Genomic DNA, 25,760 nt, shown 5'->3' with positions numbered 1-25,760 from the left:
TTGATAAAGCCCGCAAACTCCATGTCCGATATGCCGCATTCCCGCATGGCTTCTTCCACTTCCTGTGCGATCAAGCCGTAGTGTGTCCTCCCGCTCGTGCCGTCAATCAGTTTATACAAGCATGGCTTCAACGCCATAATAAACGGTCGGGCCTGTTCCTCCGTCATAAGGACAATATCTTTTTTATCTTTCAGGTCTGAAGTCGAGATCATGGCGTTAGTAGAATAAATCTGACCCCACCTAAAGTTGCCCGTGCCTAATTGAGTTGTCGAATTTGGTAAGAGCGCCCAGGCATTCTCTGATACACCAAAAAATAAGTATTTATTGTGCCCGGTTGGTGTGGCGATATAAAAAGAGCTAGCGTCATTTGCGTACACCCCCCACCCGGTGCCCCAAGATACTTTTTCACCATCCGGCAGCCTTATTCCAGTATTAGCCGTAATCTGGCCTGAAAATGTAGGGTTTGACGCCGACGCCTTGCTGTCGACTTCTGCTTTTGTGGCATAATACTCCGGCGGCTGCCCGCCCAGCTTTTCCGCATCGATCTCCGCGCCTCCGATCTGCCGGGTGATGCCTGTTATGTTGCCGCCTGCAATCGATACAACCGCAAGCTCCTGCTGGTAGATCATATCGCCGTTTGAAGTATTTATTTCTCCCTGTGTCAATTCCGGGAACAGCGATGTTGTGCTGTACACCACCGACGCTTCAACTTGATCAAACTCTTCCTTTGTTGCAGTCTTTGACAGGTCGATTGTTAAAAGAACCTGCCCGTAACCATTCTGTATTGGGCTTGTAAATGGTATCTGTGTTGCGCCATCTACCCATATGACACGCCCTGATATAATGAGCTCGCCCGGCTGCATCGTAAAGCCGTCGTTTGTTGTAGTCATTTCACAGCCCCATAAAATACCGTCTTTTCGGAAAATTTCCCCATAAAACCCACCGTCATTTTTGCTGTTTACCTGCTGTTCCTCAAACGTACATCCTCTAAACATTTCTTCCTCCTATGCCAAATCCAAATACGGGAACTCCATTTGAAGCTCCCCGCACTGAACGTCTACCATATTCGAGCCTTTCCGCTCTGTTACCCCTGATACGTAGCTGCTGAACACTTTATTATCCAAACCGATCAGCAGCTGGTCATACAGCTCGAACCCCTTTTCCTTTGAAGCCTGAAACTCTATCTTGTGGCTGTATTCGTTCTTTACAAACTCGTCTTTTACGGTGTCCGATATATCCTCAGCTTTTGGAACCACGAGCGTGGCCCATTCCCCCGCGACACGGTTTGTCGCAGGCTCCGTATTGACGATGCTGCCATCTTTGAGCAACACCCATTGTTTGTACTGCCCGTTTTCCTCGCAATACGTCGTGATCTTGCTGACCGTTTTTACTGAAAAATCCTGCGCTGTCAGAATATAGTCCGGGTTTGAAAAATCGACGTTCTTTACCGCCTTCACCCGCCGCACCACATCAACGGATAGATTTGTTCTGCTGATATCCCATTCCAGAAATATGTTATGCACCCGCCGCGCCTTTGCCGCGTATGATTTCACAGCATAAATGTTATTTTCGAGGTCTGGGCGCATCTGCGAGGCCGTATGCGTTACTGCCCTCACATTCAGGTATGGCATTGCGTAAAACGTATCGCTGCACTGAATGAAGTTGTCCGTGATCAGTTCTGCGATACGATCCTCCAGGTACGTAAAGCTTGCATCAGTGTAGAACATATTACGCGAAAACAACGCTCCGATCTGGTTAACGCCAAGCTCTGTCTTCCCGTGATCCACGGAAACGGTGCTGATCGTTCCTATGAACCCGGCTTCCAGATAAATAATGTCGCCTTCCTTTGGTAATGTGGAAGGCGTTTTGATGGTGACCGATGACACTGTGTCGTAGATTGACCGCTTGATCTCGTAGTCCAGCACAAGGTTGTGCGATTCTGTTATAAAGGTTCTCCGGTCTTTGATAAATGCTTCCATTGTTACACCGTCCTGTAATACCTGAATATCCTCACAGCTGCATTCACCCCCACAAGCGACGTTGCTGCAAGCGCAAACTGGATGGGAACGTTCGGCGGGAGCCGGAAGAACGCCGGAATCCCCATACTTAGCCCTATCTGCGCTGTGAGATCAACTTCCCCTGCCTGTGTCAGCAGCTTTGCCCCTGAATTGCCGGGAACATTCGAGAAGAAAAGGCTTTCCTCTTTATCCGCTGATGCGCTTGACAGGTCTACCCGTCCAAGTAATTCCCCTGTGTCCATCCGTTTCGCCGTCAGGATTGGAGCCTGTATTTCGCCGGGAATCGTCAGGTTGAAGGCGCAGGGCATTTGCGCCGGTACCGTAAATTCCAGGACTCCCGCCAATGACGAATCCGAATAGCGGTAAGGGTACCTGTAAGGATATCTTTTACTGTTTGTATCCCCTTCGCCCTCAATCACAAGGTTTAAATCATATGGCGTATAGATCGGCGATTTCGGCTTATATACCACGGGGATTTCAAGCGTTCGGTACAGCGTAAGCTCCGCCTTTTCCATGCGCGTGATATCCACGTCCACAAAGTACCATTCGCCATACGGGTTATATGCGAGTGTCAGGGCTTTCGCTGCAAATATCCAGTCTGCAAACTCCCGGTAATTCCTGTAGGCATCGTTGGGCTTGAATACAAGCGTTGCGGACTTTTCCACTTGTACTTGCTCCCTGAAGGTTTCAACAAAGAAGCCGTCCGCCCCCTCGTAGTTTATGTCGTCCTCAAATCCCCAGCCGGAAGGCTCCCACATGAAAATAGAGCCCCCTTGAAGCTCTATCCTTTGACCGTATTCGTTTTGTATGTAAAACTGTCTCAACTCATACGCCCTCCTGTTACTTTGGCAAACTCGCGCTTGATATACTGTGTCGCCCGCTTCATTTCCGCGTCTGTTATCTTTTGCGCATGGAATGTAATTTGCGGACTAAAGTTAATTGTGTCGCCACTCTGGTTGTTCGTAACCTGTGGTAGCGGCACAGCCTGCAACACAGCGGGGTTGACGCCTACAAAAGCATTATTTACCGCCTTGCTGACAAAGCTTTCCAAATCGTCTGCGGCGCCGACAAATTCCGGGCGTTTTTCTGCTATCTGGATGAATTGCGGCTTTGTGAAGTAACCGCCTACGTCATACGCTTTCACCGATGCACCGCTGCCGGTTGCCGTCGCAGTAACATTGATGCTGAATTTTGCCTTGATCGTGTCGGTGATCTGGTCTACCACATCATATATCTGGCTTCGCGCACGGCTCAGCCCGCGCGCAATCGCAGAAGCAATATTCATGCCGTCTGTTTCAAAGCCTGCTACGCCAATCGCGCTCTGCATTGTCCCTTTGATATCCTTAATTTCCGCCTCTGCCGCATTTGTCGCAGCCTGTCCGTTATCAAGGCCTTTTCCGACGCCCGCGTCCGTCGTATCGCCAAGAGCTATTGCTTCTGCTTCCGCAGGTGATTTCCCCGCCTGCAATGCAGCAAGGTAAGCGTCTACAAATCGCTGCGCTATCTCCCCGCCGCCCTTCTCCATGCTTTCGCGCATTTCAGAAACAATCCGCGCTTGATCTACTCCGGCCTCTTCCAAGTATGTATGAACCGTATCCGGTATCCTGCCATACAGATAATCGAGGTCGGCAGTATATTGCTCAACAACCTTTGTATTTTCTTCGATATTTTTCGCTGCGTCTACCAATGATGTTTGATCACTGAGCTTGATTCTGTCATTTGCATCTGTCGCAGCCTCTACGCGGGCGTTTTGAAGTTCCATTTCCCGCTTTACTGATTCCTCAAGTACTTTGGCGCGTTCCTCGTTGTTGGATTTCCACAAATCGAGGGCGGTCTGCTCTTCCTGTGATAGCGTCTCGTTATTCTCTTTTCTCGCCATAAGTGCGGCTGCTTCTGCTTCGGTTAACTCCTTTACCTTTTCAGTCATTTCTGCTGTTGCTTCAGTGCCTTCTTTGGTCGCAGATGTATTCGCCCAGCTCGCTCGCGTTTCATCATCAGTTGAGCCAGTAAGATAATCGACCATTTCGCCAGCATCTTCCGCAGATGCAGCGTAATCGCGCAAAGCAGCGAGCCCATCTCTTACGTCGCCGTTTGTTACATACAATGCACTTCCCATGTTATAGATGCCATCTGTATTTGCTACAGTCAGCAACTCTTCATCGCTTAGCCCCTCCAAATATTTCCTTTGATATGGAACCATATTTGCGATTGCGTCTCTTACCTTCTTAAGCGCTGCCGCCTTATTATTTTCAGCATCTATCTGTGTTTTCACAGCGTCATAATATGCCTCTTGCTTCGCTAACGCTTCAACGTTTTTGTATATAGCGTCTTTATTGGTCTCGAGCTGATCCTTATTCATGTTGAGCTTGCCAGTATTTGAGTCTATAGCAAGGCCAAGCCCCTCATACTGCGTATTCAGACGTGTAACAATGTTCGTCAATTCTGATTTTTCCGCAGATGAGAGTGTTTCAGCATCATTTAATTCATAGAGTCTACTTATCAGCGCGGGAACCTGTTCTTCCTGTGCTTTCATCGCGGCAAGGTTGTCCATTGCTGATTGTGTCATTTCTTCCGTTGATGCTCTGAAAGTTTTCGCTGAATCAGCAGATTTTTGATATTCTTCGCTTGCTTCCGTAACCTTAACATATACTCCCGCGAGTGTTGTCACAGCAGTTATCGCTAATGTTATCGGGCCTAACGATGAGCTTATAGCGGCGCCAAAAGATTTCACACCGGATGATGCTGTTTTTGCGCCATTTCCCACGATCGGCATTGTATCGCCTACTCCTTGGGCAGCCCCTTTGGTATATGTCAGCTGTTGACCAAACTCTCCTACAAGGCTGCTTGTTTGTTTTGCTGCCTTTCCAGCGTCTGCTACAGCTTTCGCAGTATCAGTAATATCCTTTGCCTGTTTCGCAAGCTTTAAATCACTAATCCCCTTTCTCAATTTTTGAATTGTCGCAATCATGCCGGATGATATTTTTAAAACTGGGCCTGCCGCAATCGCAATCCCACCAAGCGTAATTATAAGAGATTGCGTGTCCTTATCGAGGCTATTAAATCCTTTCAGCAGTCCATTGACACCACTAAGTACTTTTGACGCTGCAGGTAATAAGTTCTCGCCCAACATTGCTGCAGCTTCTTTAAATTGCTCTTTGGCCATTCTTGTTTGATTGGCAACGCTGTCAGAAGTACGGGCAAAATCCCCCTGTGCATTCGTAGTGTTGGCAAGGACATAGTTATATCTAAGCTGTACTTGCTCGGCCTGTGTCATGCTTTGGATATTCTTTGTAATACCCTGAGACATAGCGTATTGCTGCAGGTTCGTCTGCGTCATAACGATACCGTATTGCTTCAACGTTTCGGTTTCCCCTGTAAATACGCTATTAAGGGCAATTCGCGCTGTCTCCTGCGAGGTATTATTGAATGATGCAAGATCAGCGGACAACTGTGTCAGGCTCATCGCCATTTCAAGCCCGGTATCAGATGCCAACCCCATACCATCCGCCATATTCCCATATGTCGAAGCGGCGGACATCGCTGTCTCTTTTGCTAATCCCATTTGCTCAACAGCAGTGCTGGCCCAATCTTTTACTACTTCTGCACTTTCACCAAATACTACATCTATTTTTTGTTGTGTTTCCTGTAAATCTGACGCATATTTAATTGCTGCAATGCCTCCGGCGATCAGTGGAGCGGTTACGCCAAGCGTCATTTTGTTGCCGACTGAATTCATTTTGTCCGCCGCTTTGCTCCATCCGTTTTGTATTGTATTTTGTGTCTGCTCGCTTTCCTTTTTTGCTTTCTGTAATCCGCTTTGCAAGTTATCCATATCAGCGGATATCTCCACAAGCAAACGACCTACGACACCGTTTTGCATAATTCCCTCCATGCAAAAAGACACCCTTTCGGATGTCTTAAATTACTGTTTACTTTTGATTTCTCCGTGGTATAATAAAAGCAGGGATACAACCTAACGGTTAGCCTGATGAGAGATTAAAATAACCGCACACCTTGCCGGGGGAGCGGTTATTTGCTTTTATTGGACATTTGCCAAATCACTATCACAATGACAGCGAATATAATCAAATACTCCATAAGCACCACACCTTTCTAGCCGTTTGAAGCGGAATAATCGTGTGTGGCTAACCGTCCTCGCGCATCCCTGCTATGCTATTATATCACTCATTTTTCCAAAAGAAAACCGCTCGTGTGAGCAGCCTTCTTTTTTACTTTTCCAAGTGAACCCCATCACCTTTTAGTGTGTCGCCTTCAATCGTAAATGCGACATAATCCCCAGACGTCTCATTGCCAACGACCATTATTTTATCATCCTCAACCTTATATTTCCCAGTTTCAGAAATTGTTCCATCTGTTAACTTTATCGAATACGTTCCATCGGATTTAAATTCAATCGATTCAACAATTACAAGCCCGTAATCATCGGGATTTTTCAACATGTCCTCATTCTCGATTCCTAGCAAAACAGGAAGTTCGTCATACACATATTTCCACTCACCAATGATAGGATTGTTATTGCCGCTGCATCCTAAGAGCGCAACAGCCAGCACAACACATAAAACAATAGTTAGGATTTTTTTCATAATAAATCCCCTCCCTACAATATATTATTAAACAATCATATCACAATGCCAACAAATATATCAAATTCATATTTCATCGACAAATGTAATCTCTTCTTCTTGGGCTGCCGCATTCGCTCTTAGAAATAATCTTAAATCTTGAGATAGAAAATCGTCGATACGCATTCCATGATTTATCATCATTTCATATGCCATTTTTAAGAGGCTTTTTCTTGCGTCACCGGCACTTCCTTTTCCGCCGGTATACCGAAAAAAGCTTGCGTAATTTCCTTTTCGATCATCTTAAATACTTCTGTTACCTCTTCGAGTTTAGCTTTCAAAAGCTTATCTTTTGGTATGTTCATCATGTCCGAAACAGCATCGTAACGTGCATCAAAAAATTCTTTAGCAAGAGGTTTATCTCCTGCAGCTTCAATGTAGTCAAGCATTCTTAACCAATCTTCCCCAGTGAATCTGTCTTTAATATATTCTTTCCCATCAATAACGATCTTAACTTCTTTCATGTTCCCCTCCATATGATAAGGGAGGGGGCAGCTTTTGCCGCCCCTATCCTTACTCTTTTTCTTTCTTTTTTGGCTCCTTCTGCAACACAAAACCAAGCCGTATAAACCGGTCTCGTTTGTCTGCATCGTCGGTTATAGCGGTATGCTCACCTTTTTTCAGTTTGTAGATCACGATCCAGCACCCGCCTTTGCTGCGCTTACGTTAGATATGCCGGCCTTCGCTCCTCCCGTTACATAAAGGCGTACAAGGTAGTCCTTGCCCGCTTGCAAGCCCGTTAGCGTTGCCGCAGAGTCAGCCGCTGCCTTGTTATCTACCGTGATCCAGTCGCTGCCCTGCGAGACCTGAATCGCTACATTTGACGCTCCTGTTGCCGCTGTCCACGCAAGCGTAATCTGTCCTGCGGCTGCTCCGCTTGTCGCAACAAGATCAGAAACAGGAGTCGCTGCATTGACATACCCGGCAACCGTAAAGTTTGGTGAAGAGAACCATCCATCTTCAGGGCTGGAAAGCTGCTTGAGCGTCAATGTATTCAGCGGATCATCGCTATCAAGAATATGCCGCCTTTCTCCATCAGACGTACGTTTGAGCGCTGTGTGCATGATAGTTTTTCCCTGATACGTAACCCCGCTTCCGCCTTTTGTACTGTAATCTTCTTGCTGCTTGGAAAATTTACCTTTTAAAATCCAGATAAACCGATATGCACCATTGGATTTTTGTGACCTGAATCCAAGCGCCACCTCCGGCGCATTGTCATCCTCACCCTCGATAACCATTCCGTTTGCATCCCTTTGCAGCCCCATGATGTCTGCATAAATCTGTGGAGTCAGGTCAGCTACCGTTACGGTTGTCTGGATTTCTCCATCTGCAGAATAGCTTTCGTACGTCCCGTCGTCCGCGTCATAAGGCGCCGCCTGCGTGTTGGGGTTATATCCAATCGCATTTACGCCCTGCATCCATACGGGAGCAGAATAAATCGTTCCTTCCGACGTGTCAGAGAGTACTTTTGCATAATATAATTGGTCTACGCCAATTCTTGGTCTTGGTTTGCTCATTCATTCTTCCTCCTTGGTAATGTAATAGCTTCGTTTGAGTAGAAAGTTCCCGTTCTCGTCCCTGTCCTGTATCAATCCGCTCATGGCGGGCTGCGCACGGAAATACCGCGTGTCATTTACTACAATGCCCTCCGGGAGCTCTCCATCCTCAAACCCTATTTCTTTCAGCGCTTTGTGCGCCTGTTTTAGTTTTGCGTACCCATCCGGGTATCTTTTGGTGCGGACGCATACCTGTAAGCCCGGTGTTTCAGCTCCTGCAATCTGGTTTCCCGGCTGTCCTTGATACTCGTACAATGTTATGCACTCGACAGGCTGATCCGGCCTTCTGGCAAGAAATATATCTTTACCAGTTTCCCCGCATCCGTTTTTCTGTAAATATTGCCCTATATCTTTCAGCATCATTTGATTGCATCGCCTGCCTTTTTCCTGATATGGTCAACGTAGTTGTCCACATTCTCATTGAACGGGTCTTCCAGATATTTTGCTTTTCCGCCTTTTGGATGGTTGAAGTCCAGTTCTTCGTGCTGCTTCATTGCATATGGCAGACTGTAGCCTGCCCTGACCTTTAAAGGTTCTTCTTCAACAGCACAGTCCGCCCGAAGATCGCCGCTGTCCACCGGGGCTTCCTGTATGGATTTACTCTGCAGGTCTGCGCCGCATTCCACAAGTCCGTCCTGCACCGCATTTGTGATTGCATCAAACATTTGATCGCCATACCAATGAAAACTCATAGATACGCCTCCCAACCACACACAGTGCCGTCAAGCCCAATCCAATCTCCCGTGCTGATGACAGCAACGCCGTTGATCTTATCCTGAGCCCTGATTTCAACCGAACTGAATACCGTTGTGCCGGATACAACCGTGTTCCCCTCTGCGTCACGTACCAGTTTGCGGCTTCCCTGCTTACGCACCTTAATGCTCTCCGGCGGCTCGTAACCTACCGTTCCCCATTCATCCGGCCCTGTCGAGCGTTCCAGCGTCACGGTCTGATTACAATAGCGTTTCAACCTGTCAGCGTACCTCATAGCCGCCTCCTGTATATGGCCGGATCAACGCCTGCGCCCTTACACTTGCAAGGACAGATTGCAGTGATCCGACCGAAGCCGTTTCAAAGGTCTCGGAAAGATGACCGATTGAATACGATTGAACCGGGTTGTTCCGGATGTCCTTGTTTTCTGTTGCTACCGTTGGGCTTACCATTTCCAGAGCTTCCTCGATCTGCGCGGCTTTTATGGCCTGCGGCACCTCTCTTAATTCCGGGTACCGGTCAACCTCAGGCGCATACAAAACACCGTCGATCATGGCGTAATTCTCCCCAAAGTAACGCGGAAACGCCAAGGGCTGTGGAAAAGCAAACTTTACGCCCCGGAACGTCAGGGAATCCAGCGCGGCACAAGCGCGGCGAAGGGCTATTTCTTTATCGTCCCCCGCCGCTTCCCATGCTTTGCGCTGCTCGTCTGTCGATAGGTAATGCTCCGCAATGTACACGTCCGATTCTTCTATGGTCACATAGGTATCTACGCCCATCGTCAGGCCCATATAAGACCACCCGCCTTATGCTTTTGACGCGACTGTTGCCTCGCCGTACTTCTTGCATTTGTTACTTCCGTCTACTTCGGCAATCCCGATCTTATTACCAGTGGTTGCCGTGATGTCCGATGTTCCGTCCCAGACTGTCCAGCCGGATGTAAGGCTCTGGTCGTAGGTCGGGGCTGTAATGGATGCACCCGTCTTATACTTATAGCTGTTTCCGCTGCCAATCGACGGCTGCACTGTTACTTTTGTATTCCCAGATGCGGTACCCTCTACCGATGTAACCGACAGGGTGCCGGGCGTAATGTCGCCATAATACTGGATCAGGTCAGGCATGACCTCTTTGGTGCCGTAATAATAGAACAATTCCAACGCATACGCATCAGCAAGGCCAATTTTTTCCGCCGCATACGGTTTCGGAAGAACCGGCTGCGCAATCGAGCCATAAACCATGACCACGAATTTCGCCCCTGCCGGAAGATACACGGAACTATCCACCCTTACTCCGTGGAATGCGTTGAACGATTCCGCCGCAGTGTCGATATTTGAGTTTTCCACCGAATCCAGATACTTGCGGATTTCACCATAAAATTCCGGGCTTGCTGTTACGTGGATCATATCACGCGGCACACCATCAACATAATTATTTTTTGTTGTTTCCACGCTCTGTATCGCTGCTTCAAGGATATCCTGTGCGGCGCTTTCGCTTGTAGAGAACTTTGTCCCCGTTTCAACCGCTTTGTCGAAAAATGCGCGTTCCAGCTCACGGGACATTGAAAGCGTATGGTTTTGAGTCCTTCTCACAATAAGGCCTTCCACTCCATAAAGCTTCGTGTCCTTTTCTTCAAGTTCTTCCACGATTTCGCGGTCAACGTCAATCTGTACCGTAACAGGCTTCGCCTTTACGAGATCGCCCTTTGCTGCCGCCCGCGCTGTGCCGTATTCTTTAGACTCCGAATTTGCAAACCGTTTTGCTTCCACGCTACCCGTTGTCGGATCGCCACTTAGGTCTTTGTTTTTTAGCATCGACGATATCATCCTGTGCTGGATATTGTCGATTACAACGCCATAACGTTCCGCAAGGAAATCTTTTCCTTCCGGGTCAAGTAGCATGCTTAAACTTGTGATTCTTGCCATTTGTATTTATCCTCCTAAATCATTGTTGGCGGCGTTTTTTTATCTTCTTCGTTTTTCGCCGGATTTCCGCCGCTTCCCGGCAACTCCAATCCCGCTACCCATGTGGGATTGTTCTTTGCTACTGTCTGGATAGCATCTTCAATAGATGTGTCATCATTTACACGCGCCATTGCGAGAATCACCGCGTCTTCAATATGCTGGGTTTTAATTCCCGCGCTTACCGCCGCAATCATTGCATTCGCCTTTGCCTCTTTTGCCGCTGCACCGTGTAAGGCTTCCTCCGCCTTGCGTTGCGCTTCGTTTGCTTTGTCAGCTTCAGACTTTTGGGAATCCATAAACTTGATGAATTCATCCTTGTGCGCCTTATATAGCTCTATGTCGTCTTTCTCAAGACCTTTAAGTCTTTTTCTGACAATCCCATCCGCGATCCTCTGCGCTTCTGATCTCACATCACCCGCTTTACGCTCGTCAGCGTCCTTCTGGCCGTCTTCCTCGCCGCCATCGACTTCTTTTTCAGGTTCTGCCGTCGGATTATTCTCCTGCGTTCCTGCGCCGCCGTCCGCGTCCATAAAAGGAAATAAATATTTCAGCATAATTGCCTCCCCGTTTTAGGGCCGTCGCCCGTTATCTCCCGGTTTTTCCCAACTCCGTAAAAGGGTATTAAAAAACCACCCTCGAAAGAGTGGTATTCATTCAATATTGCTTATCTTTCAAGCAGAAGCTTGGTTGCTATCTTTTTAAGTTCTTCATTGCTTTTTGATTCTAATGTCTTTTCACGCCACGGCATTATATGTTGTTTCGAAAAAGGCATTCTAAATCCCCAATCGAATTCACTTACCGCGAACGGCATTTCGGCCCCGTACCAGAAATCATCCGTTACCGGAAAAAAACCGAGTTTTAAAAGCAATTCTCTCCGTTCGTTCGACATCTATATTTCCTCCCAAACAAAAAGAACGCTATTTCAGCGTTCTACTTAGTCGTTTATTATTTTTTCTATTTCGTCGCGCTTCACAGTTATGGTGTCCCAATCCTTTGGCGACGAGCCAACATCTACGTCAAAAACATCCTGATTCCCGTATATTTCAACAACCGCAGCCCGCCGACCATCTTTCAGCAGTACGGTATCATATTGTTTAATTTTTTCCATGTCTTTCAACCTCTTTTATATATGCGCTTGTCATCCATGTTTTATCTCCCTGAGTTTTCCAACCGACAATCACATTTGCAGGCTTACCCTTATTTCCATACAAGATAATCTTTTGCGTATACGCCGTTCCGTATTCGTCTAAATCGCGCAGCGTCGCCGGGTATTTCGTCGCCCTTGTCAATATCTCTTGTTGCAGGTCTTCCCAGCTATCTATATTATACCCTAAACGGCTTTGGAGCGCACGACCTTTTGCCAATCCGTCGGCATTTGTTCCCCCAAACAGGTATTGAGTGAATTTATCTTTTGCAGCCGTCGTTTTATCAGCATTCGGCAAGGCCAAATCAGGATGATCAATCAGTTTTTTCCTACGCCTATAGTCAAGCTGCGTATACTGCCACTTATCGTTTTCTGATTGCTTCATCCTGCGGAACCCTGAAAATGATTTTGGCGCGTCGTCTCCCAGCACGGCACGGTAGTTCTGCCACTGCTTCCGGTCGGTGTATAGTTTTGTTTTTCGGTCGCGGCCTGCCCTGTAATTCGCAAGGCTCTTGTTCGCCCGTGCTGTTTGTTCTTTTGTCCAGCCCTTTCCGCCAATATCAAATGCCCGGTTTGAGTATTTCCGCATGTTTTGAATGTCTTCATCACTCTGCAATTCCTCAATGTACTGCGTCAGGATATGCCTGCAATGCGGATGAAAATTCTGGTAAGCGCTTGACCACGGCGTATCATATAAAGCTGGATAGTTTGGGTTCGTTCCGCTCACGCTGAACACCCTGCCTTCGTATGGCGCGCAAATTGGACAGGAGCCAAAATGCGAGGACATTTTTACCAGATCATTCCCAATCCTTACGCCCAGATTTATGTTTGCCGTATTACGCGCCTCATGTACCGTTGACCGCGCGACCAGTTCAGCATAAGCGTCGAGACTCATATAGCATTTTTTCCCGCCACGCATATATTCTATTGCCGCGACACCCTTATTCTCGAGCATTTGCACAAGATTGCGCTGCATCTGTTTCACGGTTTGTCCAGATGATACCTTTTCAAGTGATGCCTGCAAGCCTGCCTTACGAATCTCATCCTCCATCATACGTCCCACATGGTCTACCGCGTTTGTGAGGTCAGTATTCAGGTTTCTCTGTAGGATAGATATTGAGTCAAAATCTGCTGAGGTCATCCTTGCGATATCCGGCGGCGTTCTGTCTGCCGCTTTGTATTGCGCGTTAACGCTTCGTTGTGCCTGCTGCACCCCCTCATTGTAGATTTTAGGGATATGCTTACTGCTCCACGCCTCTGTTGCCAGATATAACCCCGCTAAAATTGCGGTAACTCTTGACGATAAATATCGTTCGTATTCTTCTTTGTTCCTTCCCGGTTCTTTTTCAATTTCCTTCCTGATCTGATTTTCGGCCTGTTCATACTGCCGTATCAGTTCCCTCGTCCTGTCCATTCCTTATCTCCATCGGCGTATAAACCGTCGGCCCCTGTGCCGCTTGTTCTGTTTCGATCCGGTCAAGTTCCTTCTGCGCAGTATCGTCATCATATCCGCCATGTTGTTTTACAGCGGAAAACTGGCTTACAAATGGTTGTCCACCTGTAGCTTGCATTAATATCTCCGCCTGTTCTTTTACGTCCTTCGGAAGCCCATCTTTCCACGTTGTTGAAATATCCTTTATTTCGATGCCGATTCCATGTGCCAATGCGACAAGCCTAACAACTTGTTTTAACGGTTGCGTATTAATTCCGGCAATTCTTCTGGCCTTGATGCTTGGCGACGTCATGCGGAGTTTCAATGCCGTTCCACTGTTTGCTTCTCCTTTTCCGGCTCCCTCCAAGAATGCTGCTCCCATTTCTGACAGCGTATAAAGTTGATTGGTTAACCATTCAATTTCCCATTGGACAGCAGAAAGATTTCCTTCCCATGTCAAATATTCAGGCTTTGCATCATCTTGCCTTTCTCTGGCAAAATAATTACCTGCCACAAATATTTTATTACCAGTGACAGGATCATCCTTCAATGCGCTTGGCGGCCCTGACATCGACGGCATAGAATGCTTATCCAATATCAGATCCATACAATACAGCCGCCACATCAGCTGTCGAAGAATCCCGGATATTACTCCGTAATCGTCAATCCCATAAACACTTTTAGAATGGCTTACATTTGAAAAAACCTTTATCGCCCAATCATCAGCATTGGTTTGCTTCGGTTCCCCTGAGGAAATAAGCTTACCAAACTCTGTCTTTGTTCCTTCCCCCGGACGCTCTTTCGCCTCATACCGCTTCACCTCATACTTGCCTTTTTCGTGTACTTCGACATATATTTCACCGTTTACAACAAAAGCGATCACATGGTGCGTTATGTGTTTTGCATCATAAGGATCAACAATCGGGAACCAATTTTCAGGCGGTATAATTGAAATCCTGTCGTCAAGAATCTTAATCGGCGAATCACCAAAGCGAGACACGTCCATGATCGCCTCATATAACGTGTTGGCAAAATTCATATCATCCAGAATATCATTTAGATCATCTGTGGACTTCCCAATATCGATTGAAGGCGGCTCCCCGCAAACAAAATCCGCCGTCTTTTTGGTCAGCAGTTGTGGATAATTGATTACTGTTTCTACGTCAATATTTCGTTTTTTCAGATAATCCGCCAACTTGGAAAAGTAATCACCAAATACATCCTTATGTTTTCCATCAAACAGCTTTTCATTTTCGCGGTATCTATCAAGCCGTTTTTCCTCGCCTTCCGGCGGAAACGGTTTACCCGTTTCAATCCAGTCTAAATTTGTAAGCATTATCTCATTTCCTTTTTGCTTTCAACTTTTCGTTTAAGTGTTGTTTTGCGAATAGTTGGTACTTGTTTTGCATATTTTCTGACCTGTATTCATAAAAACAAAGCGATTATACATGTTTCAGCCTATTTTATGCACTTAGTCAATGTGTTTTTTGACCGTATAAAAATACAGATCAGTAATACACGTCTACAAAGTTTCCTCCTACCGGTTCATATACTGCCAGCGCGAGAGCGTCCGCCATATCCGGCGAATGCAGCCCGCGCTTCTTCATTTCCTCTTTGCGCTCAAGCTCGATCTCGCCATCGCTGTTGATCCTGTATTTGCGATCAGAAAGCTGTACTATCTGTTCGTCGTCGTCACATATCTCAATTTCCCCGCATTTCAGCATGTTTCTAACCATGCCCCACATAATCCCGGTAGAATTTGCCATCTCGACGGGATCGTCGCCGCGTATTTTCCCGCCACGCCCCCCGAAGTGGCATTCCCGGAGGATGCACGGCAGGCCCTGTTCCCGCAGGCGGTCATATACCCCAACGCCCAGACCGTCGCAGTCTATTTTCACCCGTATTTGTGCTTTTGGATATTTCTCACGATACCGTTTCACCATTGCCGCTACATGCCCTGCTATCTGCATGGTATCATTGTGGAAGTACACTTCCGGCTTTTGTTGGTATTTTCTGTCAAACAGCGGGCATATGACACTTTGGTCGTCACCATAGCGCGCTACATCCACGCCGATATCTATGATTCGTTCCGCTTTTGACACAGTGGTCTTTTTGCTGCACTTTTCAACCCATTCAAGGGCTATGAAGCTATCTGCAGCCTGCTTGGGAAACTCCCCTGCAACGCGCACCCGGTAAACGTCCGAATTCTCACCATACATTTCGATAATCATACGAACGAATTCTGCGTCTACACGCGGCGATTGCGCACTGGAAACGTGAAAGCCGTTATACATGCTTCGGTTCCTGTTGTGCGAATCAAAAAAGAACCCTGACAGATTCGTAGGGTTCCCGCACATCAGCAACTTTGCGTCCGGCGTCGATAATGCGCCAAGTACCGGCTCAAATATCCTGTCTGGTACGCCGCTTGCTTCGTCGATGATATACAGAATATGATCAGCGTGAAAGCCTTGCAACGCATCCGGCTTTGTTGCCGTACGAGGTACAGCGAACCAGTTTTCCGGGTGGCCTTTCATGTACACCCGCTCATATGTCCACTCTATCTCATTCTTTAGCTTTGAACCATTTAACCACTTGGCAACCTCAGCCCAAAGGATATCATAGAGCTGGTGTTTTGTAGGCGCTGTACATGGTATCTTGGGAAAAGGCCGCGTACTCATAAACCAAAGGATCAGCCATGATTCCAGTGCGGATTTACCGATTCCGTGTCCGCTGCGGACTGTGGTTCTCGGATTCCCTGCTATACTGCGCATAATGTCTGCTTGTATATCGTCAGGCGTTGCACCCACCAGATCAACGGTAAATTCTACTGGATGGTCGGCATAGTAATTGATTGCATCAGCGTTCATTTTTTCGATTTAACCATGCTTGCTCGATTGCTTCCGCAAGGTTATCTCCTGCTTCTATCTTTGTTTCCTGTTTATCTCTCCACTTATCCGGTCTCCTGTTTTTCAGCCAGAATATTTGCGCAGTCGTGTCGCCCACCAGTGCTTTCTTTAACAAAGCGTTTTCAACCTGGTAGTCTACGACTTCCTTTCCCTTTTTTAAGGCCTCAAAAATCTCAATGTGTTTATTCTTCCAATTATACAGCGTGGCTGTGCTGATTCCGCAATTATGTGCTATCTGCTCATCTGTCAGGCCGTCACGCGCCCAACCTTTAAGAAGGATTAACCCGTCTTCGGTCAGCCAGTATTCTGCTTTACTTTTTGCCATATCCTCACCACGCCATTCTTATATTCCAACTTGAACATCTCGCTAATCTTATATGTCAGCCCAGCTAATCGCCTTATCGGTTCTTTCTTTAAGCGCCGCCTTGCCTTGTCCGCTCTGCTGATCGCTATTGCTGCCGTTTCATCCCGGTAGTGCTCTGCGTTGTATTTGTTCATATCCCTCTACCCTTTTTTCAAAACAAAAACGCCACCCATAAGGATGACGTTTTTCATATTTTCTCACAATGTCATACTATCACAAAAAATCGGACATTACCTTCCCTCTAATGGTCATGTTTCATTTTTTTTAATGCGCTTTGTTTTAATCTCCAAACTTGTTTTTCACTATAATCCATTCGCGCCGCTATTTGCGACACTCTCAGCCCTTCAAAGTATCGGTACTGTATATATTCCCTTTCTTTCTCCGTCAGCCCTGCTTCATTGATCATCCGCATAATATCATCAACCAAATAAAATAAATTAGATATCTCGTTCTTGATCGCCTCTATCCTCGCGCCGTACACATCGATCATCTTTTGCACCGCCGAATAGACCGGATCGGATGTAAAGCCTCCTTGTATACGAACATCATCCAAGCTGGGCGCTTTCAGCATTCCATCCCATAACGCATTATGCTGCTGGAGTACTTCATCAATCTGCTGTTGCAACTCCTTTATTCGCCGCTGATACTCTGCATATCTATATAATTTTTTCTCAATATCCTGCACATTCCTTCTCCTTTTGTGGTATAATGTATTCACCATATAAATTAGAACACAGAGAGAACGGTTCCGCAGCACCGCGGGCTGTTCTTTTTGTTTTACTCCACTTCTTGGTTAAGCCAGTCAATTATGCAATTCTCGCAGACAGTATACCTTGAACATATTCTCCCTTTTTTCTTGTGCTTATACGGGCATATGAGCCACGTTACTAATTCGGCTGGAGATTTTGTTATTCTGTCAAAATTCGTTTCCTTCTTCTTAATCGCATCCTGGTCGCGTATGTTATCTCTATTCATAGCCAATCCTTTCTTTACTTCTTGTTGCCTTCCTTTTTAACAAATCGTTCACCATTTCTTTAATTAGAGTTCATAATTACTGGTTATTGTATATACAACGCTAAGGCGATTATATAGAGGGCTTGGAGGTACAAGCCAATGGGTTATTTTTAGAAATCCCTGATACTTCGGTGTTGGGGATTTTAGCTTTAATTGCTGTATTCAGACCGCTCGTTTTGCCTTTTTCCTGCGTTTCTCCTTTTCCTCTTCCTTTTGCTCTTCTCTTTTTGTAATGATTCCCTGTAGGCGCTCGATCTCGTTTTCAACCCATATTTTTGTACTATCGTCTATTTTGTATATCCTAAGCAGTGATTCAAGCCTTGTTATTTCAGTGTTTAATTCCCGATCTGTCGGTTCTCTGAATTTATACATTTTTTCCTCCTTTTACCCCGCGCTCCTTACCGCTATCACCGCAAATACCACGGCGCATATGATTGCTGTTACTATCATCCATTTTCTGCTTTTATTCATGGTTGCGCCTCCTATACAAAATCCACACTACAGCCCATGTATTCAAGCAATTCTTTGGCGAAATGATATCCGTATTCCTCAAAAGTGAAATAAAAGTCCTCGTCCTCGGCATCCTCAACCGCTATGCAGTCATTATCTACACTAATCCTGTACCTGTCTGGTTCCTTCTGGCATTTTTCGAGCCATTCTTCCTCTATCTGCTTCATCTATTTTCCCTCCTGCTCCTGCACATCTCTGCGTCCTTTTTTGTAAGCCATCACCACCACAACCGCCCATACAAAGCTTATGATCTCGTCCACCTTACGCGGCTGTATCACGCCGTAAAATACCATTTCGAGCACTTGCCACAGCCACCCGATAGCTGCTAATACGACAAATAGCCAAAAGATATTTTTAATAACTTTCATTGTCCTCCTCCTGCGCTTCCCGCGCCTCAAACGGCTTTTCTTCAACTCGCCATTCGTCAGGTCTTTTTTGCCTGACAATAAAATCGTCAAGCGGTTTCCTGTCCTCACACATTGCATAATCTTTCCATCGGTGCGTCTGGTGTGCCCTGTTTTTACGCTTCGGTTCTTGTACTATATGCAACTGCTTATATTGCAGAACAAACATCATTCCCGTTCCTCCTGCGCTGCCCGCGCCTCAAATTTGTTCACAAGTTCTTGCATTTCGTTCCACGATCTCACAGTCGCCGGAAGAGTGTTCCCGTAAACATCGTCGGCTGGTAGTATTACAAGCCGTCTACATTTGCTGTCATTGTTACAATTCATATACAGTGTTCTTGATATGCTATAAATACCGCTTTTGCAAAAAACGCCTTGATCCAGCGTATATTCTTGCACCCTGTAGTCCGTCATCCCTGTTCCTCCTTTGCCGCCAGTGCTGCAAAGCAATCTTTTAAGTGCCGATTTCTTTTACAGCAGGCGCATTTCTGATGTCTGTTTTTCCATATGCAGATTTTGCAGTCCTCGCTCTCTGCCTGCACGAGCGCCGCAATGTGGCCGACATCCACAAAATCGGCGCATCTATTTTCTGTCAAATAGTCCTTGTCCCCACATACATTTTTGTGAAAGCAGTTTTTGCAGATTGTGATAGCAACCGGAATATATCCGCTTGCTATTCCTTTTCCCATTTCATTCACCGCCCCTCGATTTCGTAGGATTCTATATAGCTGTCCGCTTCTTTTGCTCCATCCATAAGATCAATCGCGCTGGCATTTTCTAATTCTTCGACAGCATCATCTAGCAATAGATCGTGGAGTTCTGCATATTCGTGCAGCATCTCTTTTTCCTCCTGAGTAAGCATCCTGCAATATTCAACTACAGTTTTAATTTTTACTTTCATACTTCACTCGCTCCCTTCCTGTCCGCCGCGCCACTTAAAGCCTGCATTATCGTGCACATCGCACCGCTTACATTTCCCTCCGTGCTGAGGCTTGTATTTACATACCTCGCATAACGCTGCATACGGATCATCACTTTTTGCAATATATCTATCCATCCGCTTTATATCCTCTATCGCCGCCGCAAGCTTCTCCCGCAGGGCGGCATTCTCGGCTTCGAGGCGGTTGATGGTACCAGCCATTTTCATAACCGTGTCACCCGCCCCTGAATATCCTCTGCTATCAAGAAATTGTGCCAGTCCGATTGCTTTTTGATTCAAGCCTTTCATTCTCCCTCGCCTCCGTTATTCATACTCATAATCACCAAGCTCAATTTCCTGTTCGCAATACGGACATGTCACCCACGCACCATCATCCCAATAATCCGTATTAAAATCTATTTCTCTAAAATTTATTTCCAGTTCTTCATCGCAATGCGGACAGGTGAGCGTTATATAATCCGGTTTTGAAACAATTACATAATCAACGCTCATTCTCCTTCGCCTCCGTCTGAATAAATTTCCCACATTTTTTGATACTGCTCTGGCGTTATCTCCCTAGATAAAAGCAATTCCAATGCTTCTTTCATCTTGGGATCATTCTCCTTCGGTAGTTTTTCAGGAAATGGAAATCCCTCAATATCACAATCATCATCCATTAAGTCGAGCCTATCTGCATAATCCATTATTCTCCCTCGCCTCCATCCATTTCGCCCCACATGCTGTCAACAAACTCATAGTCTCCGTGTTCGCCCGTTCCTTCGCCATTTTGAAGGTTGTAATACGACACCACGCCATTTTCTACGGCCAAGCTATCGTGGAAATCATCGCCCACGCGGTGAATACTTCCGTCTGATTTATCTCTTACAAAAATATCTGTTAACATCGTCTCATTCTCCTTTTCCCGCCACTCGCAATAGGCGGCACATATCGGCGTAATCCCCATTTTTTATTTCTGTTCCCTTTCGTTCCCTTTGCGTACCCTCAATGTTCCCTGTTTATGATTGCTTAAAAACCCCTTTGTTATGCGTTTTCCCACATCCCGTTCCCGATGTTCCCTATTTTTTCGCGTTGCCTTTACGCGAGACTCGTATACCAAAATCTTCATTTATATATATTCATTCTTAAATAATTACTGTATTTTTACCGGGAACACCGGGAACATCGGGAACGCTTTCAATGCAAATCATCAAAAATTTCCTGCTCATCAAATTCCACAATGTCCTCGTCGGCAATCTCCCGCGGTAGATTCAAGGCCACTGTTTCAATCGACTGTCCATTAATTCGTGCTTTTTTTGTCAGCTTGTCCTTGCTCCGTTCCGCCTTGCCGTTCCTGGTCATCCATGACAGCAATGCTTTCCCGTTGAAGCCCTCGTCTGCACAAATTCGGTCGTATTCCCGCTTGACGACGTACGCCATAGTCTCTGTCTCGTTGAATTTTCCCCATACAGCGTCGTAATTGTTACTTTCTTTAAAGCGATGGCGGTTCTGTATCACATATTCGCATAATTGCTCGTAGCTCCGTTCATGGGCCGATACAGCAGCTTTTGTCTGGAGAAACGGGGCAATTTCATCCGGCTTCAGCATTTGGTTTTCCTTGAAGATCAGCGTCGTTATCAGGCTGTCCGCGGTCAGGATGGCCGCTGCACTCATTGCCTGCTTTTCAGTCGTATCGTTTTCAGACAGTATCTTATAATACGCATCGTATAAGTCCCGCGCCTGGTCAATGTTCCCTTCCTCCTGAAGCCATGCCACAAACATATGCCCTGCAAAGCCGTAATTTCGCTTTAGCGTATCAGCCACACGTTTCGGATTACTGAACAGCTTTTCCGCACACTCAATTTCAATAATACGGTTCACCGCACCACCCCCGGACGTAATCGACGTAATCGGCATTTCACCGTTTGTAATCGTGCAGTTCTCCCATGTCTGAACCCGGTTGATCCCAAGGCTTTTATTACTCCGGCTCTTACCCACTCCTTCGCAAAGCTTATATATGTCCTCGTCAAACTTCCTTTTGTCGGATACAATTTGCAGCTCGTCAAGGATCAGCGGCAGGCTGTTGACAAACCCGGCCGACATTTCAAGCCCCACATTCGTTGCGTTAAAGGTGTGGATGTACTGCCCCATCTTCGGACAGGCCCACACCGACGCCGCCAGAAGAAGCGCGACGGTTTTACCCGTCTCCGTTCCTCCCCAAAGATGCAGGATGAATGGATTCAGTCCCAACGGCCCTACGAGGACGCTTGCAAAGCTCGCCGACAGAATAATACGTGCGTAAATACTGTTGCTGCGAACCTCCCGCGCAACCTCAAGCCATTTTTCATAGCTGCCGTTTTCCCTCACGCTTTCGAAAAACAGTTTAAAATTCGCCATTCCGTCAAACTCGAGGTTTTCAACATATGGCGAAAAGCCTTCGTCGCCAATCCACCCAAGCCGCCCCACACTGTTTTTTTCCGGTATCAGGTCGTAATTCTCGTTTTCAATGTCGTGTAAATACCGCACCAGATATTTTGAGTTTTCCGACGTTACCGCGATCCCGAGGTCTGCAAGCTGTACGATGCTGTTGTTTGACGCAATCGTTTTTTTGTCAATGACCGCGCTGCGCCATGCCTTTCCCTTGCGGTAAGCAAGCTTTATCTTCTCAATTCCGGTATCCACATTCACAAGGCGCATGACCGGCATGATCGGATGCACACACGCGCAAACCTGTTCATGCCCCATATAGGTATAGACGCCGCTATCGTCCGCCGTCCATTCCCCGGCGTTCAGCTCCAGCTCCTGTCCTTCAAAGTCGGTTGGGTTTCCCACATAAACCGTCTTTCCCACCATGTTTTGCTGTTTGACGTAATCGGCATACAGCGATGTAAAATTCCTTACGCCCACACTGCGCGCCAGGTCTGCATATTTCGCCTTCATCTGCGCGTGGACAAACGGATCCTCCCGCGTTGCGTAAACAACCTCAAATGGATCAGGCGTGTTCAGGAAATCCGCTTTTGTAAATGCCCGTAATTCTTCCACCATTCCTCCTGCCCTTCCATGTCGTAAAAATCAAAAATACTCCTGATGTATTCGAGCCTCGCCATTTCTTTGTAATACCATGAAAAAAGCCGCTCAGATCGATTATCAGGCATTATGTTGTCATGTATCCACATAAGCCTCCTGTGCTCCCTTGACAGCGCATCCACCGCCCTCCTGATATCACGTTTCCGTTGACGCTTTTCAAAGTCCTGCGCCCGCCTGCGGCGTCTTTCCGCCATATTTGGACGTTTATCCGTCAGCCCCAGTCCAAAATCACTGTTCAGCCTGATACATGCCTGACCAAAGTTGATATCGTATAGCCGCATCACGAAATCGATCACCGTTCCCCCGGCGCCGCAACCGTAGCATTTCCAGCTCCTGTTATTTTTGTGGACAAGGAAGCTCGCCGTTTTTTCTTCATGAAACGGGCAGCGTATACGGTGGTTATATCCAAGGTGAAAGCCGTACTTTTCAAGAACATCGCCCATCGTTAACGCTTCTTTAAGCTGTTCCGCTAACCTCATTTTTCGCTACCTCTTCCATGCTTCCTCCACGACCTAAGATGCGCTGAATCTTCCAGTATGGCACGTTGAGTTCCTCCGCCCATTCAGACATAGTTAAAGATTTGTTTTTAAAGCAGATAACTCTATTATTACTCCTGTTATTTTGCTGATGTTTCATCGTTACCCATCGACAATTTTGAGGCTCGTAATCCTTGTCATTGTCAATCCTGTCGATTGATAGCGAGTCGTTATATCCATTGTTTATAGCCCATTCATAAAAATTTATGAATCCGCCTTCGCCACTCCAGTCTTTGCAAACGCTGATTCCTTTGGCCCCATAATATTTATAACTATCAGCCTTCCTATTCGAGCATCGACTGTGCATATTACCCCAAATTGTGTATATACGAGAGCCGAACATTCCGTGTTTTCTATTTGCTTTCAATACTCTTCGTCGGCCTTCACATCCACAGCTTAAAGTGTGCCCTGTTCGAAGATTTGAACTTATAACTTCCGTTATTTTTCCACAATCGCATTTACATCTCCACAAAATCTCCCTGTGCCGCGAACCACATCTTTCCAGAACCGTTAACAACCCGTATCTTTTTCCTTTTAATTCGTACATTATGCTGTGCCCTCCATGATTTTTTCCAAATGTTCTTTTAATTCGCGATACATTATGTCCTTTATAATCTCTCCCGAAAATTGACTTTCGCAAAATATAATTTGACAATTATAACGTGATAGCCACGCCCATAAGCTCGCCCTTAAAGCGGGTGCACTCATTTTGCTTCTGTATGCTCCTGTATACACTTTTTTCCATTGTGCATTTTCAACCATTAAATAGACTTTCGTGCCATTTTCTTTCGCCCGTTCAAATTCTCTGATAAATCTTTTTCGTTGTTGGCAAAAGCAAGTGCACAATTCAGTTAAATCATATTTGCGTTCCACTACCACCACATTGGAAAGATCGTACTCCGTACCATCTGGCAACGTGCACTTGCAGGAGTAATCCCCCACATCAAGCTTTACGCGCTCCACACCGCATTCCATTGCCTTGATGCGCCTACGCAGGGCAGGTGTATCCTGCTCCCGCGTATCGACCAGTATTTTCATGCTTTTTAAGGCTGCATCTACTTCAAAGCAAGTCATTATTTACCTCAAAACGGCAATTCGCTCAATTCGCCTTCCGCCAGCGGTACGAAATCCGTCTGTTTCACCTTTGATCTGTCCAGCATTTTGGGTTTCGGTATCTTAAACTTTCCTTCCCGTATCCGTTCCACACTTGTCAGGTGGTGGCACGCCGTCCAAAATCCTGTGTTCCCGTTAAACTCATATTCCCGTTCCTGCATCACCGCGCCGGCCACGAGACCTTTTAGCTTCTTCTCGTCCCAATCCCAGTGGAAGCCGCTGTTGCTGTCCTCAAAGGCTTCTATATCCCGCTTGAATGCACTCATAGTCCACTCGTCTTTCTCCGTCCCGTCTCCCTTTGGAACGTTCATCCTGTGGACGCCCTTCCATTTCTTATCTTCCCTGGCCTGCATACCATAATTCTTCTTGTAATATCCCGCATACTCGCCTTCCACTATGTCGTAGCTCAGGACAATTACGCTGCCCCACTCATAATTAACTTCCTCTACATTCAGAATCTTGACAATGTATCCGTCCACCGGCAGCCGTTCCTGCCCTTCGCCCATCGCTCTCGCTTCTTCATAGCCCTTTACTGGTTTCATTTCTTTTGTTCTCCTTTATTAATTTTGATTTCATAATATTCCCTGATCCTGTCATCAACAGCCTTCAGGTCATTCTCGATCTCCCTATTGTCAAACATCCCAATCGGCGTTTTGCACACGTCAAGGCCGTTGCTTGCCGTCAGGAAGATGTGTTTTTCACCATCCCCATACGCACGCAAGACTATCGTGAACATGCCCTCCAGGCATACTTTCTCATCCAGTAGTTTTCCAATCGTCTTGGGCTTGATATCTCCAAAATCGTTCTTTTCTTCGTGCATCAGCAGGTATACGATTTTATCATCCGGCATCCTTCGAATGATGAATTGAATAAAATTATAAAAGCAGTCGCCAATGTCGTTATATAACGCAAATACAGCGTTTCCGCTTCCACCCTGGCTGTGTCCCTTCATGAACTGATCAGTGATCAAATATCCTGCATCGTCAATTACAATCGATTTTGCCTTGCAGGCATATACTGTTTTTATAATTTCCTGATAATCCGTGGTTATGAGTGTCTTTAATTTGTTTCTGAAAGGAAATGGCTTTCCCAACACATTGACTACTCCCACCTCATCTTCTTTAAAGTTCCTCAGGGAAGCGGATTTTCCGCTGCCGGACTGCCCCAAAATCATTACTGGTATTCCCATTTTTCTATATCTCCTTTACCTCAATAAGCCTTGAACCCTGCTTAATGAGCTCGCTCACAATGCGCCGGGCAGGAAGCCCCGTTTCCCGTTGGAGCTCCTGCAGCACCTTTAGCGCTTCCTCATCGATACGCACACGGTCCACCGTGATCGGAACGGGCCTGTGTATTTCCAGAATAATTTTGTCCATTTACCGTTCCTCCATTCCTTCCACTTCCACCGGGCACCCGTCCCCGCGAAAATCGATGTTGTATAGTAT

At 46.5% G+C, this 25,760-nt stretch carries 41 protein-coding genes; all 41 read right to left on the bottom strand.

The genetic code is table 11. The features are described 5' to 3' along the window. A partial coding sequence (locus CHK_RS03525; RefSeq protein ID WP_046442653.1) for a tail fiber domain-containing protein occupies positions 1 to 995 on the bottom strand: 995 nt, incomplete at its 3' end. Between the two features lie 9 nt (positions 996 to 1,004). After that, the gene (locus tag CHK_RS03520; protein ID WP_046442652.1) at positions 1,005 to 1,979 is read right to left on the bottom strand and encodes a hypothetical protein; all 975 of its coding nucleotides are present in this window, start codon (positions 1,977 to 1,979) and stop codon (positions 1,005 to 1,007) included. A gap of 2 nt (positions 1,980 to 1,981) precedes the next feature. Then, positions 1,982 to 2,842 (bottom strand): phage distal tail protein domain-containing protein, encoded by an 861-nt coding sequence (locus CHK_RS03515; protein WP_131925130.1) that lies wholly within the window; start codon positions 2,840 to 2,842, stop codon positions 1,982 to 1,984. Then, positions 2,839 to 5,733 carry a hypothetical protein gene (locus tag CHK_RS15535; RefSeq protein ID WP_131925132.1) on the bottom strand — a complete coding sequence of 965 codons (2,895 nt, stop codon included), beginning with the start codon at positions 5,731 to 5,733 and terminating at the stop codon, positions 2,839 to 2,841. The genes CHK_RS03515 and CHK_RS15535 overlap by 4 nt, the downstream gene beginning before the upstream one ends. A gap of 514 nt (positions 5,734 to 6,247) precedes the next feature. Next, positions 6,248 to 6,622 carry a hypothetical protein gene (locus CHK_RS03505; RefSeq protein ID WP_046442650.1) on the bottom strand — a complete coding sequence of 125 codons (375 nt, stop codon included), beginning with the start codon at positions 6,620 to 6,622 and terminating at the stop codon, positions 6,248 to 6,250. 66 nt (positions 6,623 to 6,688) lie between these two features. Further along, positions 6,689 to 6,817 (bottom strand): hypothetical protein, encoded by a 129-nt coding sequence (locus CHK_RS16980; protein ID WP_276324936.1) that lies wholly within the window; start codon positions 6,815 to 6,817, stop codon positions 6,689 to 6,691. Between the two features lie 2 nt (positions 6,818 to 6,819). Beyond that, positions 6,820 to 7,125 carry a hypothetical protein gene (locus CHK_RS03500; protein WP_046442649.1) on the bottom strand — a complete coding sequence of 102 codons (306 nt, stop codon included), beginning with the start codon at positions 7,123 to 7,125 and terminating at the stop codon, positions 6,820 to 6,822. Positions 7,126 to 7,174: 49 nt separating this feature from the next. Beyond that, a complete protein-coding gene (locus CHK_RS16975) occupies positions 7,175 to 7,297 on the bottom strand; it encodes a hypothetical protein (protein WP_276324935.1) in 123 nt (40 codons plus the stop codon). Then, complete coding sequence (locus CHK_RS15530) at positions 7,294 to 8,178, bottom strand: major tail protein (protein WP_052740258.1); 885 nt, start codon at positions 8,176 to 8,178, stop codon at positions 7,294 to 7,296. Before CHK_RS15530 ends, CHK_RS16975 begins: the two co-directional genes overlap by 4 nt. After that, positions 8,179 to 8,580 carry a minor capsid protein gene (locus CHK_RS03490; protein ID WP_046442648.1) on the bottom strand — a complete coding sequence of 134 codons (402 nt, stop codon included), beginning with the start codon at positions 8,578 to 8,580 and terminating at the stop codon, positions 8,179 to 8,181. Then, positions 8,577 to 8,909 carry an HK97 gp10 family phage protein gene (locus tag CHK_RS03485; RefSeq protein ID WP_046442647.1) on the bottom strand — a complete coding sequence of 111 codons (333 nt, stop codon included), beginning with the start codon at positions 8,907 to 8,909 and terminating at the stop codon, positions 8,577 to 8,579. The genes CHK_RS03490 and CHK_RS03485 overlap by 4 nt, the downstream gene beginning before the upstream one ends. Further along, entirely contained in the window at positions 8,906 to 9,205 is a 300-nt protein-coding gene (locus CHK_RS03480) for a hypothetical protein (protein WP_046442646.1), read from the bottom strand. The genes CHK_RS03485 and CHK_RS03480 overlap by 4 nt, the downstream gene beginning before the upstream one ends. Further along, positions 9,192 to 9,719 (bottom strand): DnaT-like ssDNA-binding protein, encoded by a 528-nt coding sequence (locus CHK_RS15525; protein ID WP_052740255.1) that lies wholly within the window; start codon positions 9,717 to 9,719, stop codon positions 9,192 to 9,194. The genes CHK_RS03480 and CHK_RS15525 overlap by 14 nt, the downstream gene beginning before the upstream one ends. A gap of 15 nt (positions 9,720 to 9,734) precedes the next feature. Further along, the gene (locus tag CHK_RS03470) at positions 9,735 to 10,850 is read right to left on the bottom strand and encodes a hypothetical protein (RefSeq protein WP_046442645.1); all 1,116 of its coding nucleotides are present in this window, start codon (positions 10,848 to 10,850) and stop codon (positions 9,735 to 9,737) included. Between the two features lie 14 nt (positions 10,851 to 10,864). Next, positions 10,865 to 11,443, bottom strand: a complete 579-nt coding sequence (locus tag CHK_RS03465; protein ID WP_046442644.1) for a hypothetical protein — start codon at positions 11,441 to 11,443, stop codon at positions 10,865 to 10,867. A gap of 110 nt (positions 11,444 to 11,553) precedes the next feature. Beyond that, positions 11,554 to 11,778 carry a hypothetical protein gene (locus CHK_RS03460; protein ID WP_046442643.1) on the bottom strand — a complete coding sequence of 75 codons (225 nt, stop codon included), beginning with the start codon at positions 11,776 to 11,778 and terminating at the stop codon, positions 11,554 to 11,556. 45 nt (positions 11,779 to 11,823) lie between these two features. Next, positions 11,824 to 11,997, bottom strand: coding sequence for a hypothetical protein (locus tag CHK_RS16790; protein WP_165903534.1), 174 nt, complete (start codon positions 11,995 to 11,997; stop codon positions 11,824 to 11,826). Further along, positions 11,984 to 13,447 (bottom strand): phage minor capsid protein, encoded by a 1,464-nt coding sequence (locus CHK_RS03455; protein ID WP_046442642.1) that lies wholly within the window; start codon positions 13,445 to 13,447, stop codon positions 11,984 to 11,986. Before CHK_RS03455 ends, CHK_RS16790 begins: the two co-directional genes overlap by 14 nt. Further along, the gene (locus CHK_RS03450) at positions 13,413 to 14,801 is read right to left on the bottom strand and encodes a phage portal protein (RefSeq protein ID WP_046442641.1); all 1,389 of its coding nucleotides are present in this window, start codon (positions 14,799 to 14,801) and stop codon (positions 13,413 to 13,415) included. Before CHK_RS03450 ends, CHK_RS03455 begins: the two co-directional genes overlap by 35 nt. Positions 14,802 to 14,973: 172 nt before the next feature. Next, positions 14,974 to 16,332, bottom strand: a complete 1,359-nt coding sequence (locus tag CHK_RS03445; protein ID WP_046442640.1) for a terminase — start codon at positions 16,330 to 16,332, stop codon at positions 14,974 to 14,976. After that, positions 16,322 to 16,696: a transposase gene (locus CHK_RS03440; protein ID WP_046442639.1), complete on the bottom strand. Its 375-nt coding sequence runs from the start codon at positions 16,694 to 16,696 to the stop codon at positions 16,322 to 16,324. Before CHK_RS03440 ends, CHK_RS03445 begins: the two co-directional genes overlap by 11 nt. Continuing rightward, on the bottom strand, positions 16,666 to 16,869 hold the full coding sequence (locus tag CHK_RS16535; protein WP_046442638.1) for a hypothetical protein: 204 nt from the start codon (positions 16,867 to 16,869) through the stop codon (positions 16,666 to 16,668). The genes CHK_RS03440 and CHK_RS16535 overlap by 31 nt, the downstream gene beginning before the upstream one ends. 107 nt (positions 16,870 to 16,976) lie before the next feature. After that, on the bottom strand, positions 16,977 to 17,420 hold the full coding sequence (locus tag CHK_RS03430) for a sigma factor-like helix-turn-helix DNA-binding protein (protein WP_046442637.1): 444 nt from the start codon (positions 17,418 to 17,420) through the stop codon (positions 16,977 to 16,979). A gap of 491 nt (positions 17,421 to 17,911) precedes the next feature. After that, on the bottom strand, positions 17,912 to 18,121 hold the full coding sequence (locus tag CHK_RS03420; RefSeq protein WP_046442635.1) for a hypothetical protein: 210 nt from the start codon (positions 18,119 to 18,121) through the stop codon (positions 17,912 to 17,914). Between the two features lie 110 nt (positions 18,122 to 18,231). Next, positions 18,232 to 18,426, bottom strand: a complete 195-nt coding sequence (locus CHK_RS03415) for a hypothetical protein (RefSeq protein ID WP_046442634.1) — start codon at positions 18,424 to 18,426, stop codon at positions 18,232 to 18,234. Then, positions 18,427 to 18,627: a hypothetical protein gene (locus CHK_RS03410; RefSeq protein ID WP_046442633.1), complete on the bottom strand. Its 201-nt coding sequence runs from the start codon at positions 18,625 to 18,627 to the stop codon at positions 18,427 to 18,429. After that, positions 18,614 to 18,835 carry a hypothetical protein gene (locus tag CHK_RS03405; protein WP_046442632.1) on the bottom strand — a complete coding sequence of 74 codons (222 nt, stop codon included), beginning with the start codon at positions 18,833 to 18,835 and terminating at the stop codon, positions 18,614 to 18,616. The genes CHK_RS03410 and CHK_RS03405 overlap by 14 nt, the downstream gene beginning before the upstream one ends. After that, positions 18,832 to 18,990 carry a hypothetical protein gene (locus CHK_RS16530; protein ID WP_160295582.1) on the bottom strand — a complete coding sequence of 53 codons (159 nt, stop codon included), beginning with the start codon at positions 18,988 to 18,990 and terminating at the stop codon, positions 18,832 to 18,834. Before CHK_RS16530 ends, CHK_RS03405 begins: the two co-directional genes overlap by 4 nt. 83 nt (positions 18,991 to 19,073) lie before the next feature. Next, entirely contained in the window at positions 19,074 to 19,352 is a 279-nt protein-coding gene (locus CHK_RS03395) for a hypothetical protein (RefSeq protein ID WP_046442630.1), read from the bottom strand. A gap of 5 nt (positions 19,353 to 19,357) precedes the next feature. Continuing rightward, complete coding sequence (locus CHK_RS03390; RefSeq protein ID WP_046442629.1) at positions 19,358 to 19,564, bottom strand: hypothetical protein; 207 nt, start codon at positions 19,562 to 19,564, stop codon at positions 19,358 to 19,360. Between the two features lie 3 nt (positions 19,565 to 19,567). Continuing rightward, positions 19,568 to 19,891, bottom strand: a complete 324-nt coding sequence (locus CHK_RS03385) for a hypothetical protein (RefSeq protein ID WP_046442628.1) — start codon at positions 19,889 to 19,891, stop codon at positions 19,568 to 19,570. Between the two features lie 15 nt (positions 19,892 to 19,906). Next, on the bottom strand, positions 19,907 to 20,095 hold the full coding sequence (locus CHK_RS03380; RefSeq protein ID WP_046442627.1) for a phage terminase large subunit family protein: 189 nt from the start codon (positions 20,093 to 20,095) through the stop codon (positions 19,907 to 19,909). Next, positions 20,092 to 20,286 (bottom strand): hypothetical protein, encoded by a 195-nt coding sequence (locus CHK_RS03375; protein WP_046442626.1) that lies wholly within the window; start codon positions 20,284 to 20,286, stop codon positions 20,092 to 20,094. The genes CHK_RS03380 and CHK_RS03375 overlap by 4 nt, the downstream gene beginning before the upstream one ends. Beyond that, positions 20,286 to 20,546 carry a hypothetical protein gene (locus tag CHK_RS03370; protein WP_152651657.1) on the bottom strand — a complete coding sequence of 87 codons (261 nt, stop codon included), beginning with the start codon at positions 20,544 to 20,546 and terminating at the stop codon, positions 20,286 to 20,288. The genes CHK_RS03375 and CHK_RS03370 overlap by 1 nt, the downstream gene beginning before the upstream one ends. A 230-nt stretch (positions 20,547 to 20,776) precedes the next feature. Next, positions 20,777 to 22,624: a DUF927 domain-containing protein gene (locus tag CHK_RS03365; protein ID WP_052740253.1), complete on the bottom strand. Its 1,848-nt coding sequence runs from the start codon at positions 22,622 to 22,624 to the stop codon at positions 20,777 to 20,779. Further along, positions 22,582 to 23,145, bottom strand: coding sequence for a CHC2 zinc finger domain-containing protein (locus tag CHK_RS03360; RefSeq protein ID WP_046442624.1), 564 nt, complete (start codon positions 23,143 to 23,145; stop codon positions 22,582 to 22,584). The genes CHK_RS03365 and CHK_RS03360 overlap by 43 nt, the downstream gene beginning before the upstream one ends. Next, positions 23,123 to 23,749 carry a hypothetical protein gene (locus CHK_RS03355; protein ID WP_046442623.1) on the bottom strand — a complete coding sequence of 209 codons (627 nt, stop codon included), beginning with the start codon at positions 23,747 to 23,749 and terminating at the stop codon, positions 23,123 to 23,125. Before CHK_RS03355 ends, CHK_RS03360 begins: the two co-directional genes overlap by 23 nt. Continuing rightward, positions 23,749 to 24,276 (bottom strand): ERCC4 domain-containing protein, encoded by a 528-nt coding sequence (locus CHK_RS03350; RefSeq protein WP_046442622.1) that lies wholly within the window; start codon positions 24,274 to 24,276, stop codon positions 23,749 to 23,751. Before CHK_RS03350 ends, CHK_RS03355 begins: the two co-directional genes overlap by 1 nt. Before the next feature lie 8 nt (positions 24,277 to 24,284). Continuing rightward, entirely contained in the window at positions 24,285 to 24,857 is a 573-nt protein-coding gene (locus tag CHK_RS03345) for a hypothetical protein (protein ID WP_052740251.1), read from the bottom strand. Beyond that, on the bottom strand, positions 24,854 to 25,504 hold the full coding sequence (locus CHK_RS03340) for an AAA family ATPase (RefSeq protein ID WP_046442621.1): 651 nt from the start codon (positions 25,502 to 25,504) through the stop codon (positions 24,854 to 24,856). Before CHK_RS03340 ends, CHK_RS03345 begins: the two co-directional genes overlap by 4 nt. 4 nt (positions 25,505 to 25,508) lie before the next feature. Beyond that, the gene (locus CHK_RS03335; RefSeq protein WP_046442620.1) at positions 25,509 to 25,691 is read right to left on the bottom strand and encodes a hypothetical protein; all 183 of its coding nucleotides are present in this window, start codon (positions 25,689 to 25,691) and stop codon (positions 25,509 to 25,511) included. Between the last annotated feature and the right edge of the window lie 69 nt (positions 25,692 to 25,760).

Origin of the sequence: Christensenella hongkongensis, from assembly GCF_000981035.1 — a bacterium.
Taxonomy (GTDB): Bacteria; Bacillota; Clostridia; order Christensenellales; family Christensenellaceae; genus Christensenella; species Christensenella hongkongensis.
This window is presented reverse-complemented; position numbering and strand designations above follow the sequence as displayed.